At 69.4% G+C, this 17,075-nt stretch carries 18 protein-coding genes; 16 read left to right on the top strand and 2 right to left on the bottom strand.

Annotated elements, in window-relative coordinates; genetic code table 11:
• The first annotated feature begins 5 nt into the window (after positions 1–5).
• The 16 genes from B0I29_RS30790 to B0I29_RS30720 all read left to right on the top strand — a co-directional run bounded on the left by B0I29_RS30790 (position 6) and on the right by B0I29_RS30720 (position 15,380).
• Entirely contained in the window at positions 6–905 is a 900-nt protein-coding gene (locus B0I29_RS30790; protein ID WP_111652613.1) for a helix-turn-helix domain-containing protein, read from the top strand.
• Positions 906–1,050: 145 nt separating this feature from the next.
• Entirely contained in the window at positions 1,051–2,808 is a 1,758-nt protein-coding gene (locus B0I29_RS30785) for an FAD-dependent oxidoreductase (RefSeq protein WP_111652612.1), read from the top strand.
• Entirely contained in the window at positions 2,805–3,857 is a 1,053-nt protein-coding gene (locus tag B0I29_RS30780) for a maleylacetate reductase (RefSeq protein ID WP_111652611.1), read from the top strand. The genes B0I29_RS30785 and B0I29_RS30780 overlap by 4 nt, the downstream gene beginning before the upstream one ends.
• Entirely contained in the window at positions 3,854–4,732 is an 879-nt protein-coding gene (locus B0I29_RS30775) for a dioxygenase family protein (RefSeq protein WP_245972839.1), read from the top strand. Before B0I29_RS30780 ends, B0I29_RS30775 begins: the two co-directional genes overlap by 4 nt.
• Before the next feature lie 679 nt (positions 4,733–5,411).
• Positions 5,412–6,101: a response regulator transcription factor gene (locus B0I29_RS30770; protein WP_111652609.1), complete on the top strand. Its 690-nt coding sequence runs from the start codon at positions 5,412–5,414 to the stop codon at positions 6,099–6,101.
• 70 nt (positions 6,102–6,171) lie between these two features.
• Complete coding sequence (locus tag B0I29_RS30765) at positions 6,172–7,371, top strand: cytochrome P450 (RefSeq protein WP_245972837.1); 1,200 nt, start codon at positions 6,172–6,174, stop codon at positions 7,369–7,371.
• Between the two features lie 11 nt (positions 7,372–7,382).
• Positions 7,383–7,580, top strand: a complete 198-nt coding sequence (locus tag B0I29_RS30760) for a ferredoxin (protein WP_111652608.1) — start codon at positions 7,383–7,385, stop codon at positions 7,578–7,580.
• Positions 7,577–8,710, top strand: coding sequence for an NAD(P)/FAD-dependent oxidoreductase (locus tag B0I29_RS30755; protein ID WP_111652607.1), 1,134 nt, complete (start codon positions 7,577–7,579; stop codon positions 8,708–8,710). The genes B0I29_RS30760 and B0I29_RS30755 overlap by 4 nt, the downstream gene beginning before the upstream one ends.
• A 79-nt stretch (positions 8,711–8,789) precedes the next feature.
• Positions 8,790–9,107 (top strand): hypothetical protein, encoded by a 318-nt coding sequence (locus B0I29_RS30750; protein WP_111652606.1) that lies wholly within the window; start codon positions 8,790–8,792, stop codon positions 9,105–9,107.
• A gap of 11 nt (positions 9,108–9,118) precedes the next feature.
• On the top strand, positions 9,119–10,402 hold the full coding sequence (locus B0I29_RS30745; RefSeq protein ID WP_111652605.1) for a DUF6745 domain-containing protein: 1,284 nt from the start codon (positions 9,119–9,121) through the stop codon (positions 10,400–10,402).
• A 101-nt stretch (positions 10,403–10,503) separates the two neighbouring features.
• Positions 10,504–11,061: a dihydrofolate reductase family protein gene (locus B0I29_RS30740; protein ID WP_111652661.1), complete on the top strand. Its 558-nt coding sequence runs from the start codon at positions 10,504–10,506 to the stop codon at positions 11,059–11,061.
• 13 nt (positions 11,062–11,074) lie between these two features.
• Positions 11,075–11,983: a DUF5956 family protein gene (locus B0I29_RS30735; protein ID WP_146616929.1), complete on the top strand. Its 909-nt coding sequence runs from the start codon at positions 11,075–11,077 to the stop codon at positions 11,981–11,983.
• 147 nt (positions 11,984–12,130) lie between these two features.
• Positions 12,131–12,265: a hypothetical protein gene (locus tag B0I29_RS47555; RefSeq protein WP_260329959.1), complete on the top strand. Its 135-nt coding sequence runs from the start codon at positions 12,131–12,133 to the stop codon at positions 12,263–12,265.
• Between the two features lie 45 nt (positions 12,266–12,310).
• Positions 12,311–13,504 (top strand): Na+/H+ antiporter NhaA, encoded by a 1,194-nt coding sequence (locus tag B0I29_RS30730; protein WP_220091439.1) that lies wholly within the window; start codon positions 12,311–12,313, stop codon positions 13,502–13,504.
• A 36-nt stretch (positions 13,505–13,540) separates the two neighbouring features.
• Positions 13,541–13,939 (top strand): NUDIX hydrolase, encoded by a 399-nt coding sequence (locus tag B0I29_RS30725; protein ID WP_111652660.1) that lies wholly within the window; start codon positions 13,541–13,543, stop codon positions 13,937–13,939.
• A gap of 67 nt (positions 13,940–14,006) precedes the next feature.
• Positions 14,007–15,380: an alpha/beta hydrolase gene (locus B0I29_RS30720; protein ID WP_111652659.1), complete on the top strand. Its 1,374-nt coding sequence runs from the start codon at positions 14,007–14,009 to the stop codon at positions 15,378–15,380.
• Here the strand turns inward: B0I29_RS30720 and B0I29_RS30715 are convergent.
• Together B0I29_RS30715 and B0I29_RS30710 are read right to left on the bottom strand one after the other, a co-directional pair.
• On the bottom strand, positions 15,373–16,329 hold the full coding sequence (locus tag B0I29_RS30715) for a threo-3-hydroxy-L-aspartate ammonia-lyase (RefSeq protein ID WP_111652602.1): 957 nt from the start codon (positions 16,327–16,329) through the stop codon (positions 15,373–15,375). The two genes, B0I29_RS30720 and B0I29_RS30715, sit on opposite strands and share 8 nt — an antisense overlap.
• The gene (locus B0I29_RS30710) at positions 16,326–17,051 is read right to left on the bottom strand and encodes a hypothetical protein (protein ID WP_111652601.1); all 726 of its coding nucleotides are present in this window, start codon (positions 17,049–17,051) and stop codon (positions 16,326–16,328) included. The genes B0I29_RS30715 and B0I29_RS30710 overlap by 4 nt, the downstream gene beginning before the upstream one ends.
• Positions 17,052–17,075 lie beyond the last annotated feature (24 nt).

Here is a 17,075-nt window from a genome sequence, read left to right as displayed (position 1 = left end):
GGTCCATGAACCGGCTGATCGAATTCAGCACGGCCGGCCTCCCCGCCGAGCAGCGGATCGCGCTCTGGGAGGACCACAACCGTTCCGCGCTGATCGGCCTGCGCTGCCGGATGCTCAGCGAGAGCCTCTTCGACGGCACCGAGATCAACCTCCAGCTCGACCGGATGCACGTGGCCCGGGTCCGCGGCAACGCCCACGTCGTCGAACGGCCGGCCGAGGTGATCCGCAGGAATCCTGCCGACGCGATCGCCGTGTACCTGGCCGTCGCCGGCGAGGCGTTCTTCTACCACGACGACGGGGTGGTCACGCTGCGCCCGGGACAGGTGCTGATCTGCGACGCGGACCGGCCGTTCCTGCGCGGCTTCTCCCGGGGCCTTGAGGAGATCGCGATCAAGGTGCCCCGGGCGACGTTCCGGGAGGTGTCCGGGCTCGACGAGTTGCGAGCTCCGCTGGTTCGGGAGGACCTCTCCGCGCGTACCCTCGCGAAGCTGGCCGGACGCGCCCTGCGCGACCCGGCAGCGGATGAGGCGACGCTGCTGAGCCTGCTCGCGGCAATGGTCAATCCCGGTCACGAGGTCGGGGCCGCGCACCTGGCCAACGCGCACGCCTTCATCGATGACCATCTGACCGAGATCGGTCTCAACGCTCCGAGGGTGGCGGGTGCGATCGGCGTGAGCGAGCGGCATTTGTCCCGGTTGTTCGCGGCGTCGGGCGTCAGTCTGCCGCGGTTCGTGCTGTCCCGGCGGTTGGAGCGGGCCCATGCGCTGCTCACCGCGTCGCCGGGGGCGACGATCGCGGGGGTCGCCGCAGCGTGCGGCTTCGGCTCGGCAACCCACTTCTCGCACGCTTTCCGGGCCCGTTTCGGTTTGCGAGCGTCCGAGGTACGCGCACGTCACGCGCGCTGAGGCGCGGTGGCTCCGCAAAGGAGACCGGTGGGAATCCGCCATGGGTACGCGTTTCCGCCGAGTTGGTGCCCGGGGCTTGCCGTGACCGCCCGGGGCGCGCACACACTGGGCGCGACGTGACCCGGACCACAGTGCGGAGGCAGGCGTGGCGGAGATCAGTACCGATGTCGTGATCGTGGGGTCGGGACCGGCCGGAGCGGCGGCGGCTCTGCTGCTGTCCACGCTCGGCATCCCGAACGTGATGATCACGAAGTACCGGTGGACGGCGAACACGCCCCGGGCGCACATCACCAATCAGCGGGCCATGGAGGTGTTCCGCGACGCCGGCATCGAGGAGCAGGTGCTCGCCGACGCGACCCCGCACGAGCTGATGGGCGACACGGTCTTCTGCACGGCGATCGCCGGCGAGGAGATCGGCCGCATCCTGACGTGGGGAACCCACCCCGGACGGTACGGCGATTACCGGCTCGCCTCACCGTGCCTGCCGGTCGACATCCCGCAGACCTATCTGGAGCCGATTCTGGTCCGCAACGCTGTTTCACGCGGCACACAGGCCAGGTTCTCCACCGAGTATCTGTCGCACGCGCAGGACGACGACGGCGTTGACGTGCGCGTGCTGGACCGGTTCACGGGGGAGGAGCACACGATCCGCGCTCGCTTTCTGATCGGCGCGGACGGTGCCCGGTCCATGGTCGCCGCTGATATCGGGCTGCCGATGGAAGGCGCGATGGACATCGCCGGGTCGATGAACATCACCTTCAAAGCGGATCTGGCGCCCTATGTCGGCAACCGGCCGTCGGTGCTCTACTGGGTGATCCAGCCCGGCTCCAACGTCGGCGGGATCGGCGCCGGCCTGGTCCGGATGGTCCGGCCGTGGAACGAGTGGCTGATCGTCTGGGGATACGACATCTCCCAGCCGCCGCCGGTCGTCGACGACGCGGCCGCCGTCGCGATCGTGCGCAGCCTGCTCGGCATCCCGGACATCGACGTGGAGATCACCGGCGCGTCGCTCTGGGGCAACAACGAGATGTACGCGACGAACCTGCAGTCCGGGCGGGTGTTCTGTGCCGGCGACGCGGTGCACCGGCATCCGCCGTCGAACGGGCTCGGCTCGAACACGTCGGTGCAGGACGCGTACAACCTGGCGTGGAAACTCGCCGCGGTGCTGCGCGGGCAGGCCGGCCCGTCGCTGCTGGACACGTACACCGCCGAGCGCGCGCCGGTCGCCCGGCAGATCGTGACGCGGGCGAATCAGTCGAGCCGGGAGTTCGTCCAGTTCTTCGAGGTACTGGGTCTGCTCGACGCGCGCGACGAGGCCGAGATGGCGGCACGTATCGAGGAGCGCAAGGAGAACACGCCGGCCGGTGCGGCGAAGCGGGCCGCGCTGGTGTCGGCCATGGAGCTGAAGCACTACGAGTTCAACGCGCACGGCGTCGAGCTCGGGCAGTTCTACACGTCGTCGGCGGTGGTTCCGGACGGCTCGGTCCGGACCGCGCCCAGCCGGGATCCGGAGTTGTACTTCGAGGCGTCGACCGTACCCGGGTCGCGGTTGCCGCACGTCTGGGTCGGTGACGCGCGGCGGCGGGTGTCGACGCTCGACCTGGCGCCGATGACCCGGTTCACGCTGCTCACCGGGATCGCCGGGTCGGCCTGGGCGGCGGCTGCGGAGAAGGTCGGCCTGGAGCTCGGTGTGCCGCTGGAAGCCGTGGTCATCGGGCCGGGGCGGGAGGTCACCGACCTCTACTACGACTGGGCCCGGGTGCGGGAGGTCGCCGAGGAGGGTGCGATTCTGGTCCGGCCGGACAAGCACGTCGGCTGGCGGTCGATGGGGTTGCCCGCTGATCCGTACCAGAGTCTGCGCGATGCTCTGGCGGCGATTCTCGGCCGTACCGTGGCAGCATGAGCCTGAGTTTCACGCACGAGACGTTGCCGCAGCGGGTCGTTTTCGGCGCTTCTTCGTCTGGCGCTTCTTCGTCTGGCGCTGCCTCGGTTGTCGCTGCTGAGGTTGCTCGGCTGGGCTCGCGGCCGCTGGTGATCGCTTCTGATCGGTCGCCGGTCGTGCTGCCCGATGCGCCGCGATATTCCGAGGTCGTCATGCACGTGCCGGTCGAGGTCGCGGAGCGGGCCCGTAAGGCCGCCGACGGGTTCGACGTTCTGGTCAGCGTGGGTGGCGGGTCGGCCACCGGGCTCGCCAAGGCGGTCGCGCTCACCACCGGTCTGCCGATCGTCGCGGTGCCGACCACCTATGCCGGCTCCGAGGCCACGCCCGTCTGGGGGATGACCGAAAACGGTCGCAAGACCACCGGTGTCGACCATCGGGTACTGCCTCGCACGGTGGTCTACGACGCCGGGCTGACGCTGTCACTTCCGGTCGAGCTGAGTGTCGCCTCCGGGCTCAACGCGCTCGCGCACAGCGTGGAGGCGATGTGGGCGCCGAACACCGACCCGATCAACCAGGCCCTCGCGCTGGAGAGCATCCGCGCTCTGCGTACCGGCCTGCCCCGGATCGTCAGGGATCCTGATGAACTCGCCGGCCGCGAACAGACGCTTTTCGGCGCCCATCTCGCCGCTGTCGCGTTCGCCTCGGCGGGTTCCGGGCTGCATCACAAGATTTGCCATGCCCTCGGAGGCATGTTCAATCTGCCGCACGCGCAGACGCACGCGGTCGTTCTCCCGTACGTCATGGCCTTTAATGTCGTTGATCTGCCGGCGGTCTCCGACCGCCTGGCGCAAGCGTTCGGCGCGGCCTCGGCGATTACCGGCCTCCAGCTTTTGTACGCGGAAACGGCCGCACCGCATGCACTCCGCGATCTCGGGCTGCGGGAGAGCGACATTCCCGCCGTGGTCGGCGCGGTACTTCCGGCCGTGCCGCCGAGTAATCCGGTAACGGTGACATCCGAGAATCTCAGCGAACTGCTCCGCCGCGCCTGGGCGGGAGAGGAACCGCGGTGAGCGACGAACAGCAGAAACGCGAAGAACGACTGACCGACGAGGTCGTGGCGTCGTTCGACTCGACGCCGGATCCGCGTCTTCGGGAAATCATGCAATCGCTGACCCGGCATCTGCACGCTTTTGTGCGGGAGGTGCGGCTGACCGACGCCGAATGGCAGGAGGCGATTGGTTTCCTCACCGAGACCGGGCACATCACCGACGAGCGGCGGCAGGAGTTCATCCTGCTCTCGGACGTGCTCGGGGCTTCGATGCAGACCGTCACGGTGAACAACGAGGCTTACGGATCGGCGACCGAGGCCACGGTTTTCGGGCCGTTCTTTGTCGACGGGTCGCCGCTGGTGCCGCAGGGTGGTGACATTTCTTTCGGAGCGGCCGGGCAGCCGTGCTGGGTAGAGGGTGTTGTCACTGACACGTCGGGGAATCCGGTTCCGGATGCCCGCATCGAAGTGTGGGAAGCGGACGACGACGGCTTTTATGACGTGCAATACGGTGACGATCGGGTGGCGGCGCGCGGGCATTTGTTTTCCGGGTCGGATGGCGGTTATCGGTTCTGGGCGCTTGTTCCCCGGCCTTATCCGATTCCGCATGATGGTCCGGTGGGGCGGTTGCTGGCCGCTACCGGTCGTTCGCCGTTACGGGCGTCCCATTTGCATTTCATGGTGACGGCGGCCGGGATGCGGACTCTGGTGACGCACATTTTCGTCCGCGGTGACGAATTGCTGTCCAGCGACAGTGTTTTCGGGGTGCGGGAGTCGCTGGTGAAGGATTTCGTGCCGCAGCCGGTTGGCGGGGTGACCCCGGATGGTCGTGATCTGGGTGGGCGGGAGTGGAGCCGGGTGCGGTTCGACATCGTGCTGGCCCCGGCGGACGCGTAGCAACCGTGGTCCGTCCCGCGACTCTGCCGGGTCGCCGGCTCTACGGTCCTCTGGTTGCCCGGCGTCGATGATGTCGAGTTCGCGGTTCGCGGTTCGCGGTTCGCGGTTCGCGGGGAGTGGCTGTGGTCGGATCGGGACGCGCTGCGCACCCGAAGTCGACACGGGCGCGGGGAGCCGTCGGTGTGTGTCGAGTTGGGGTGCGTTCGGCGGCTGAGGTCGGCACGGATGCCGGGATGCGTGGGTGTGTGTCGAGTTGGGGTGCGATCCGCACCTGAACTCGACACGGTGCCGGCGCTGGGCGTCGCTTGCGGCGGATTTGGGCGAGAACTCGATCCTGTCGGGCGATCTTGTGCGGTTTGGCCGCACTGCCGACCGCAAACTCACGATTTCAGGGTGGCTGCTGCCATGGCGGGTCGACTTTGAGTGGTCTGCGGGCGCCGTGGTGACGCTCTGCCACCGCAAATGGCGGAGAGTTCGGGCTTTGTGGAACCTCGTGGGGGGTCAGGGCACCCAAAGGTTTCCAAGATCAAGGCGGTATCGGCAGCAGTCCTTGCCCTGGACCCGGACGCACCGTGTGCCCTCGTCTCGGCTTCACCCGGGCTGCGGCCTCCTTGGCGCTCTGGCGGGACTTGGGGTGGGCTGGGAGAGTTGGTGGGGTTTACGGGAGTCGGGAGGGTCAATGTCTGTCGACCGGCACGGTCTGGAACGACGCGATCACGGTCACACCCGGCAGCGCGGGCACCTGCTTGTCATCATTCCGGAGCTTGACCTGCGGGAATCGCTGACCGGGCGCCTCGCCGCCGCTGGTTACGCCGTCACTGCCGTGGCCACCGGGACGGACGCCATGGCCAGCCTCGACGAGCGGCACTTCGACCTGCTCATCGTGGACGTCGAGATCCCCGACCTGCATGACCTGGCGCGGGCCCGGCCTGTCCTCGCCGACCGGCCGCCGATCATCTGTATGACCACCTGCGACGCCCTAGACCTGCTGCTGCCCGAGCTCGGTACCGAGGTCGAGGACTACGTCACGAAACCCTGCCGGATCCCGGAGCTGCTGGCCCGCGTGCACGTCCAGCTGCGCCAGCCCGAACTGCGCCATCGCGACCTCGTCCTCGACGAGGTCGTGTTTCAGGCCTGGCGTGGTGACCGGCCGCTCGACGTGACCCCGGCCGAGTACCGGCTGCTCCGGCACCTGCTCTGCAACGCCGGAAGAGTGCTCTCCAAGGAGCAGCTCTCGGAAAGCGTCTGGGGTGAAGCGCGCGGGCTCAACGCCATCGAGCGGCTCGTCTCCCGGCTGCGGCAGAAGGTGGACGCCACCCAGCCGGCGTTGATCCACACGCGGCGCGGGTTCGGGTACTGCCTCGGGTGACCTGGGTCACGTCCGGCTTTTGTCAGGTTCGCGTCCGGGTCGTGTCAGGTAGCCCTGTTTGCATGGGTTCATGCCCGACGCCCCCTATTACCCGATGCACCGCGAGGCCCGCTGCCCGTTCGCGCCCGCGCCGGAGATCGCCGCGATGCCGCCGGTCGGCCAGGTGCGGATCTGGGACGGCAGCACGCCGTGGTTCGTGACCCGGCACGCCGACCAGCGCGCCCTGCTCAACGATCCCCGGCTGAGCATCGACGAGAAGCTGCCCGGTTATCCGCACATGACGCGGGCGCGGGCCGCCATGGCGCCGCACATCCCGTCGCTGATCACCAACACCGATCCGCCCGAGCACACCCGGCTGCGGCGTACGGTCAATGCGCCTTTCATGGTGAAGCGCGTGGAGGCGTTGCGTCCGCGGATCCAGCGGATCTTCGACGGTCTGGTGGACGACATGCTGGCCGGCGACAACCCCGCTGACCTGGTCGAGAAGATCGGGCTGCCGGTTCCGACGCTGGTGATCACCCAGATCCTCGGTGTGCCCTATGCGGATCATGCGTTCTTCCAGGCGGCGAGCCGCCGGGCGATCAGCCACGACACTGACCCGGACGACGCGGCCCAGGCCGGCAAGGGGCTCGGCGAATATCTCGGCGGTCTGCTCGCCGCCAAGATCGAGCAGCCGGCCGACGACGTGCTCTCCGAGATGGGCGCGCGGGTCACCGCCGGCGAGATGACGTTCGCCGAAGCGGTCACGATGGGCAGCGCGATCCTGATCGCCGGGCACGAGACCAGCGCCAGCATGATCTCGCTGGGCACCCTCGCCCTGCTGCGGAACCCCGATGAGCTGCGGAAACTGCGGGAGAACAGTGACGACCCAAAGTTCGTGGCGAACGCCGCCGAGGAGCTGCTGCGGTATCTGACGATCGTGCACTCCGGCATCCGGCGCATCGCCGTCGAGGACATCGAACTGCACGGGACCACGATCAAGGCCGGCGACGGTGTCATCTTCGACCTGGCCGGCGCCAATTACGACCCCGCCGAATTCGCCGAGCCCGACCGCCTCGATTTGAGTCGCCCGGCGCGTCAGCATCACGCTTTCGGTTACGGCTCGCATCAATGTCTTGGTCAATCTCTGGCCCGTGTCGAATTGCAGGTCATCTATGGCACCCTCTACCGCCGAATCCCTACGCTCGCACTAGCGGTGCCGTTCGAGGAGGTCGAGTTCGCGATGGAAGGCGTCGCCTACGGCCTCACGTCGCTGCCGGTCACCTGGTGAGGGAGACGATCATGCGAGTGGAGTTCGACGAACCGAAATGTGTGGCGGCCGGTCAGTGCGCCATGATCGCCCCGGCCGTTTTCGATCAGCGGGACGAAGACGGCGTGGCGATCGTCCTCGATGCGACGCCACCCGAGGAGGAACACGACGCGGTGCGTGAGGCCGCCGCGGTCTGCCCGGCCGCGGCGATCCGCCTGGCCGGCGAGTGAACCGCATCGTCGTCGCCGGCGCTTCCGCCGCCGGCCTCACGGCCTGCGAAACTTTGCGCCGCGAGGGCTTCGAGGGCACGCTCACCCTGATCGGCGACGAGCTTTCCCTTCCGTACGATCGACCGCCCCTGTCCAAACAGATCCTCTCGTCGCAGTGGGAGCCCGAGCGGCTCATGTTGCGGACTGAAGCCCAGTTAGCCGCTCTTGACCTGGACTTTCGTCTCGGCGTGCGGGCCACCGGACTGGACGTGGCGGCCCGGACCGTCCGGCTCGACGACGGAACCGCCGTGTCCTACGACGGCCTGATCGTGGCCACGGGGGTGCGGCCCCGGGCTCTCGCCGGATCGGGTGCGCACTTCCTGCGTACCGTGGGTGATGCTCTTGAACTGCGCAAATGCTTGCGGCCCGGCACGAGATTGACCATCGTCGGGGCCGGGTTTCTCGGCGCTGAAAGCGCCGCGGTGGCGCGCGGGATCGGATGCGAGGTCGTGCTTCTGGAGCCCGCGCCGGTGCCTCTGGCGCATGCTGTCGGGGTCGAGGTCGGACGGTTCTTGTCCGAAATTCATCGGTCGGCAGGAGTCGACCTGCGGACCGGCGTCGCCGTCTCGGAGGTGGTCGACGAGGGAGTCGTGCTGGCCGGTGGAGAGCTCGTCGCGTCGGATGAGGTGCTGGTGGCGGTGGGGTCGGTGCCCAATACCGAATGGCTCGCCGACAGCGGTTTGGAGATCGGCGACGGTCTTGTCGGTGACGCGTTCTGCCGGGCCGGGCCGGACATCTATGCGGCCGGGGACGTGGCACGGTGGCACAACCCGGTCTTCGGGGAGTCGATGCGCATCGAGCACCGCACCAATGCGGCCGAACAGGGCATGGCGGCCGCGCGGAATCTGCTCGGGGCGGGCAAGCCGTTCGCGCCGGTGCCGTATTTCTGGTCGGATCAGTACGACCTCAAGATTCACGCGTACGGATATCTGCGGGGTCATGAAGAGGTCGAGATCGTCGACGGAGCTCTTGCGGAGCGGCGTTTTCTGGCTGTCTATCGCAGGGGCAGCCGGGTGGTCGGCGCGCTCGCGGCCGGGATGCCGCCCAAGGCGATTCGCCCGTGGCGGCAGGCCATCCTCGCGGCGTCCTGATCACTAACGGTCAGACGGAAAATGTCGTACCCCGGCGATAGCGTGCCCTTCACCGAGCCGAACTGGTGGGAGGGCCTCTATGTACCGGCAGGGCGATGTGCTGATCATTGGCGTGAAACAGGAGCGGGTGCCGGCCTGTGCGCCGGTTCCGCGGGACCGGCGTGGCCGGATGGTGCTGGCACGCGGTGAGGCCACCGGGCACGCGCATGTGGTCGGCGGTCCCGGTCTGCGGCTGATCGCCGACGTCGACGATCCGGAGAGCATGTTCATCGACGTGCCCACGCACGGCCGGGTCAGCCACGAGGAGCACGGGCCGATCTCGCTGCCCGCAGGGCATTACCGCGTGGTGCGCCAGCGCGAGTACATCCCGGGCGCGTTCCGGCCGGTCGCGGACTGAGGAGAAAATCGATGCAACTCACCCATGCGCACGAGGCGATGGCTTCCGCCATCGAAGACCAGTGGCTGGCCGCGGCAGTGCAGACCGGCGCGGCCGTCCGCGATGAGGCAGAGGCTGGGGTACGCGCGGCGTACACGCTTGCCGGCCTCCCCGAGCCGGAAAAGATCTACTGGCTCGGCTCCCCACGGGCCGGCGCCGCGGCCGCGGCCATCCTCGCCGTCGCACCCGAGCTGGGCCCGCAGACCGCGGCCGGGTTCGCCGGCGTGAGCGCCGGGACCGCGGCCGGGCTCGCCGAGGTGAGCGCTGGGACCGCGGCCGGGCTCGCCGGCATGAGCGCTGGGACCGCGGCCGGGCTCGCCGGCGTGAGCGCCGGGACCGCCTGGCTGGCCGAGGTGCACGCCGACCTGCGCCGGCAGGGCTGGACGCCGGGGGAGCGGCTGGGCTCTTCGCTACGCCGCCAGATCCGCACCGAGCCGTGGGCCGCCGCGCGGAAATCCGCATTGGAGGCGCTCGGCGCTGACGGCTGGGCCCAGCTCAGCGCGGCGGCCGGCCGGCGTTCCTGGGGCCTGGTGATGGACCTGATCGCCGCCCGGTTGCGCCTGCGCCTGGGCGAAGACCTCACCAGTGGCCTGGGCGACGCCGGGCCGGCCGTGCGGCGGATGGTGCTCGACGCCGTTTACGGCCAGCACGACGGGACCTGGCTCAGCACGTTCGACGCCGCTGATCGGATCGCGCCCGGTGCCGGGCTGATGGCACCGCTCACCGGTCTCGCCGAGGTCGCCCGGCACGCCGGCTGGTGGTGGGCGTATGAGAACGTCGCCATCCTCACCGAGCGCCCCACCCTGCTCGAACGCGACAACGTCGGCCGTCTGCACCGGGGCGAGGGCGCGGCCATGGAGTTCCCCGACGGGTACGGGCTGTGGGCCTGGCGGGGCATGCCGATCCCGGCCGACCTGGCCGCCGAGCTGCCCCGGCTCACTGTGGAGCGGATCCGCGACGAGCCGAACGCGGAGATCCGGCGAGTGATGCTGGAGCACTTCGGATACGAGCGTTATCTGCGTGAGGCCGGCGCCCGCACGATGGGCTCCGACGAGGCCGGCACATTGTGGTACCTCGACCTGCCCGGCGACGAACCCCTGGTCATGGTCGAGGTGGTGAACTCGACGCCCGAGCCGGATGGGACGAGCCGGGTCTACTGGCTACGAGTCCCGCCGAGCACCCGCACGGCCCGCGAGGGAGTGGCGTGGACGTTCGGCCTGACCGCCGAGGAGTACCAGCCGTTGATCCAGACCTGACGATCCGGCGATCTGACGGACCGGTTGCGAGTTGCAAGCGGATGGCCTAGCGTCGGGCTCAGACCGATTGCAAAACACAACTGGTTCTGGAGGTGGCGACGATGCACGACACCGAACCGCAGACCGCCGGCGGGAAGATGCTCTGGCACTTCTCGATGTCCCTGGACGGCTTCGTGGCCGGGCCCGACCACGAGATGGACTGGATGAACCGGGCCACCGCCGGGCGGCCCGGCATCGTCGACGAGTACGTGAGCACCCTCGGCGCCGTGCTCGGCGGCCGCGAAGGCTGGGACTTCGCGGCGGACGACCAGCGGCCGTACGGCGGGCTGTGGGAAGGCCCGATCTTCGTGCTCACCCACCACCCCGACGACGCGAAGCCGGCCGACGGGGTCACGTTCCTCAACTGCGACGTCGCCGAGGCCGCACGGATCGTCCTGGAAGCGGCCGCCGGCAAGAACGTCGAGGTGCACTCGCCGACGATCGGCCGCCAGCTCCTGGAACGCGGCCTGATCGACGAGATCGACCTGCACATCGTTCCGGTGCTGCTGGGCCAGGGCCGCAGGCTGTACGACAACCCGGGCGGCGTGCCGGTCCACCTGCACCTGGTCAACAGCGACGACCCGACGGCGGAAGTGAACCTGCGGTACCGCCCTGTGTGATGTGCTGAAGGATGTGACTTCGGCCTGGGAAACCGCTGCCCTGCTGCCCGTCCGCCCACCCGACGAGCTGGCTCACGGCGACGTCGTGGTGACCGGTCAGGGCACGTACTGGGAGTGCGGTTCCGCGGACTGGCATCTGATGCTCGGCTGGTTCGCGGGACCGGCCACGCTGAGGCGCTGGCCAGACGACCGGGAGCAGTCCTGGACGGTCATCGAGGAGGACGCCGCCGGCAACCGGCAGGTCTCCCAGCGGCTGGTGACCAGCGCGGAGCGCGCGGACGAGGACAACGAGATCAACCAGCTCCTCGCCGAGCGGGGAATCCCGGCGCGGCCGGGCGGCTTTCGCTGGTTTCAGCTGGTTCCCCCGGACAAAACGGGCAGCGATGTCGTTGCGGCCTATATGCGCGTTCAGCGGGAGCTGCATCGGTGTCACGACATGGAGCTGGAGACCGCATATGCGCGGGCCGCGGTCGAGGAGCTCTACGGGCTGCCGGTCACGCCTCCGCCGCCGATCCCGGCCTCGTTGCGGCAGCCCGCGCCGGAGAATCCACGGCACACCGCCCGGATCCAGGCCGAACAGGTCCGGCAGGCCTCGCTGCTGCCGGGGGCGCCCGGTGCGGTGCCCATCCTGCGGTGCCGCGACCTGCGTCGGTCGCTGGCGTTCTATGCGACGCTGGGATTTCGTGGCGAGGAGCTCTCCGGGTACGCGGTTCTGCGCCACCCCACCGCCGAACTCCACCTGTCGGAGACGAGCAACGCCTCACCCGGCGGCTGCCTGATCCGCGTGCCGGACGCCGCAGCGCTGTGGCACAGTCTCGACGGCCAGCCCACGCTGGGCCCGATCGAGGACGACAACCCGGGCATGGTCACGTTCACCCTGCTCGACCCGGACCACAACCAGCTGCTCTTCGTCAGCACCTGAACTCGAAACGACGTCACACCCACTGCGGGCGTGGCCACACCCGCAGTGGGTGTGGAGTTCGTAAAGGACATAGCCTGGGCGATGCCCGAGCGGCGGCGACATCGCTCCGGCGGCGCCCGAGCCGGTGGCGCGGATAGACTGGCGGGGATGACCATTTGGGTGCCTACCAGTCCGCCCGGAGTGCAACGGCACCCGGGCACTAACGGCTGGCTGTCCTCCTGGGGCACCAACGCGCACGGAGAGATCGCCGGCTGCCCGCCCGGCCGGGAGATGCGCGCCTAGCCGTCTCGTCTCTCCTGCCCTAGGACACCTGTGCCCTTCAAAAATGTGAAAGCCCTTCTGCGCCGCGAGTCCGTCGGTGGCGCTCTCCTCGTCATCGCCGCCGCCGTCGCCCTGATCTGGGCGAACTCGCCGTGGGCGGGCGGTTACGAGACCTTTATTCTGCCGATGCATCCGTGGGCCGCTGACGGACTGCTCGTGATCTTCTTCTTCATCGTCGGCAACGAGCTGAAGCAGGAGTTCGTCCGCGGCGAACTGCGTCATCCCCGCCGCGCCGTCCTGCCGATCGTGGCCTCGATCTGCGGCGCGGTCGTGCCCGCACTCATCTTTGCCGCGATCACTTTCGGACAGGAGGGTGCCGCTGCCGGGTGGGGCATCCCGATGGCGACGGACATCGCGTTCGCCGTGTCGGTGCTCGCCGTCGTCGGCCGGGGCCTGCCGCCGGCGTTGCGGACCTTCCTGCTCACCCTTGCGATCGTCGACGACCTGGTCGCCATCATCGTGATCGCCGTCTTCTACTCGGCCGGCCTCGCCTGGGCACCCCTACTCGGCGCCATCGCAGGCCTGGCCCTGTTCGGCTGGCTGCAACGAGGCCCGATGCAACGAGGCCCGATGCGGCGAGGCCCGATGCAACGAGGCCCGATGCAACGCCGACTGCCGATGAAAATTGTGCTCATCCCGCTCGCCGTCCTGGTCTGGTACCTGATGCACGAGAGCGGCATCCACGCCACCATCGCCGGCGTAGCCCTCGGCCTGCTCATGCGCACCAGCACCCTCCCCGGCGAAACCACCAGCCCGAGCGACCGCGCCGAACACCTGATCCGGCCCTGGACCACCGCGCTCATCCTGCCGATCTTCGCGCTGACCTCGGCCGGCGTCACTATCAGCGGCGCCGGAGACCTCCTCACCCACCCCGCCGCCCTCGGCATCCTCGCCGGCCTGATCGTCGGCAAAATCGTCGGCATCACCGGCGGTGCCTGGCTCACCACGCGTTTCACGCGCGCCGAACTCCACCCCGACCTCACCTGGCCGGACATCTTCGGCATCGCGCAGCTGGCCGGGATCGGTTTCACGGTCTCGTTGCTGATAGCCGAACTCTCGTACCCAAATGATCTTGATTTGCTCGAATCCGCGAAGGCCGCCGTCCTGCTCGCCTCCGGCATCGCGGCCACGCTGGCCACCATCACCCTCACTCTGCGTGCGGCCCGTCACCGCCGCCGCGCGCCGGACCCAGCTGGGTGATCAGCCTTCGGCCCATTCTTGGGTACGGTCGGAGCCGTGCCCATCATCGACAAGATCGCGTGGATCGTGCTGCGGGACGGCGCGATCCTGAGCACCCGTTCGGCCGGAAAGGACGTCTACTACCTCCCGGGCGGCAAACGTGAACCGGGCGAGAGCGACGCCGACACCCTGATCCGCGAGATCCGTGAGGAACTCAGCGTCACCATCGACGCCCCGACAGCGGTGCACGCCGGCACGTTCCACGCCCAGGCGCACGGGCACCCGGACGGCGTCGAGGTGCGGATGACCTGCTACACCGCCGGATTCAGCGGCGAGCTGCGGCCGGACAGCGAGATCGAGGAGATCGTCTGGCTCACCTACGCCGACCGCCACCGCGTCTCCCCGGTCGACCAGATCATCTTCGACCAGCTGCACGGGATGGGCCGGTTGCGCTGACCGATGATCGTGCCCCTACGGGCGCTACCCGATGTGCCGGGCATCGATGGTCGTCGACGATGGCGCGATGATTCGTACCCTCGCTGTTGTTCTTGCTCTTGTGGTTGCCGCGCCGCCGGGCGTGGCTCGGGCCGCGCCACCGGGACCCACGCTGGATTGGGGCGCGTGCGCCGGCGGCACCGCCGCGGTGCAGTGCGCGACGTTGCGCCTGCCGGTCGACTGGTCCGATTCTGACGGGCCGGGATTCGACCTGGCGGTGGCTCGGCGGCCTGCCCGGGTGCCGGCGCAACGGGTCGGGACGCTGGTGTTCGGGCCCGGCGGACCGGGTGACTCCGGCGTTGATCGGCTCGTGCGGGGCAGTGCGCGGTTCAGCGACGAGATCCTGGACTCGTTCGACGTGGTGAGCTTCGATCCGCGTACGGTCGCCGGCAGTGCCGCTCCCGTGTGCGCGAGGGAGCCGGTGCCGGTGATCCTGCGTGACCAGGGCGACTTCGACGCCACCGTGGCCGCGAACCGGGCCCTGTGGCAGCAGTGCCGGGAGAGCAGCCCGGTGTTCGATCACGCCAGCACGCGGAACACCGCGCGCGACCTGGACGCGCTGCGCCGCGCTCTCGGGGAGTCACGGCTGACGTTCCACGGGAGTTCCTACGGCACGCTGCTGGGGCAGCAGTACGCCGAGATGTTCCCCGGCCGGGTGCGTGCCGCCGTCCTCGAGGGCGTGTTCGACCACAGCCTCAACCTGACCGATTTCGTCCGCACGCAGGCCACCGCCGTGCAGGACTCCTTCGACGAGTTCGTGGCGTGGTGCGAGCGCGGCAGCGCCTGCCCGGCCGACGTCCGCGCCACCTGGACCGAGGTCCTGGCCCGCGCGGACGACGGCGAATACGCGCCGTTCACCGCGTTCGACGTGGCCGCCCTGCCGATCGCCACCCTGCAGGGACCGAACTGGCCGGGCCTGGCCGCGGCGATCGAAGGCCTCGCGGCCGGCCGCACCGACACGATGCGAGGCCTGCCGCCGGTGCCGACCGGGGCGTTCTGCGCCGACTTCCCGGTGCCGGTACGCGACTACCGGGAGTACACGAAACTGCTGCGGGTCGCCGCGAAGGCCGGCCCGGACATCCGGTACGGCGCCGGGCTCCTCGCGGTCTCGCTGTGCCTGGGCTGGCCGCAGCCGGTGGACAACCCGCCGCACCGGCCGCGGGTGCACACCCGGGTCCCGGTGCTGCTGCTCAACGCCCGCCACGACCCGCGCACCGGGTACGAGTGGGCCACGCACGTCGCCGGTCAACTGGGCCGCAACGGCCGGCTGGTCACCTACGAGGGCTGGGGTCACGGGGTGTACCGCGACACCGCGTGCACGACGGCGGCCGTCGACCGTTACCTGATCGACCTGGTCGTCCCGGCGCGCGGCGCGAGCTGCCCGGCAGAGCCTGTCAGCTGAGCAGAGTCGCCAGGCGGGCCGCGCCCACGTTGCCTCCGGACAGGATCACGCCGATCCGGGCCGGCAGTGGCTGGACGCGGCCCGTCAGCAGCGCGGCCAGACCCGACGCCCCGCTCGGCTCCAGAACCAGCTTCAACCGGTCCACGGCGAACCGCAGCGCGTCGCGCAGCTCGTCGTCACTGACCAGCACGATCTCGTCCACCACGTCCTTGTTGATGGAGAACGTCAGCTCACCCGGGATCGGCGCACCCTGCCCGTCGGCGATCGTCCGGGGCACCTCGATGCCGACCCGCTCGCCGGCCGCCAGACTGCGTTTGGTGTCGTCGCCGGCCTCCGGTTCGACACCGATCACCCGGATGCCCGGCTGCACACCCTGCGCGGCGATCGCGGTCCCCGCGATCAGGCCACCACCACCCACGGGTACGACGATGGCGTCCAGTGGACCGGTCTCCTCGAGGAGTTCGAGGGCGGCGGTGCCCTGGCCGGCGATGACGTGCGGATGGTCGTACGGCGGGATCAGCGCCAGCCCGCGCTCCTCGGCGAGATCACGGCCGAGCTTCTCCCGGTCGTCGGTGTACCGGTCGTACGTGATGACTTCGGCGCCGTATCCGCGTACGGCGTCCATCTTGGATTTGGGGGTGTCGGCCGGCATCACGATGACCGCGGTGCTGCCGAGCTCGCGGGCCGACAACGCGACCGCCTGGGCGTGGTTTCCCGACGAGTAGGCGACGATGCCCCGGGCCAGCTGCTCGGGGGAGAGCTGGGCGATGGCGTTGTAGGCGCCGCGGAACTTGAACGCACCGATCCGCTGGAGATTCTCCGCTTTGAGGAAGACCTGAGCCCCGACGATCTCGTCCAGCGTGCGGGACCGGATCACCGGGGTACGGTGAGCGACCCCCTCGATCCGGGTAGCAGCATCTCGGACATCCTGCAGGGTCACCGGTGTCATGAATCGATCATAGAAGCCGGGATTTCCTGGAACGCGACGTCGCTCACGTCGGCGGCCAGCTCGGTGAAGTCGGTGCCGTACGCGGCCGGCTCGACGATGCGCAGCACGAGCGCGAACGGCCGGTCGGCGCCGTACTGCCGGTCCAGCTCAGGGTGGCGTTGGGCCAGGTAACGGGCCGCCGCGAGATTGCTGCCCGCGCTCAGTCCGCCGAGGAGGAACACCGGGTGCCCGCCGGCCGGACCCCAGAACCGGGCGAGCAGGACGTAACTCGTCTCCGGGCTGAGGGCGTACTCGACGCCGCCGACAGTGAACGACATCCGGCGCTTGTCCTCGTCGAAGACCTCGTACCGCACGCCGCGCAGAATCGTACGCACATGCGTGGCGCTGCGCGGGCTGGCGCCGCCGGGGCCGCCGACGCAGAACTCGGTCAGCCGGCCGATCTCCCCGGTCGGCTGGTTCTCACCGACCCGGTCGGCGTGCGCGCCACACTCCCGGGCGATCGTCGCCAGCTCCACCAGCGCGGCGACATCCCGGCGGTGCACACTGAACTCGCGCGGCGACGACGCGTGCCGGGACACCACGAGCAGGCAGCTCGCTCCGGCGGTGAGGCCGAAGAAGGCGCGTTCCCGGCTGAGCTTGCGCCGGCGCAGCAGAAACCCCGCGAGCCAGACGGCCGTACCGGCGATGACACTCGCCAGCAGATTGATCAAAAGGTCGCCCATGCCGTCGATGATGTCCGATCCCGT

It is taken from the genome of Actinoplanes lutulentus, from assembly GCF_003259845.1.
In the GTDB taxonomy this organism is placed as follows: Bacteria; Actinomycetota; Actinomycetes; order Mycobacteriales; family Micromonosporaceae; genus Actinoplanes; species Actinoplanes lutulentus.
This window is presented reverse-complemented; position numbering and strand designations above follow the sequence as displayed.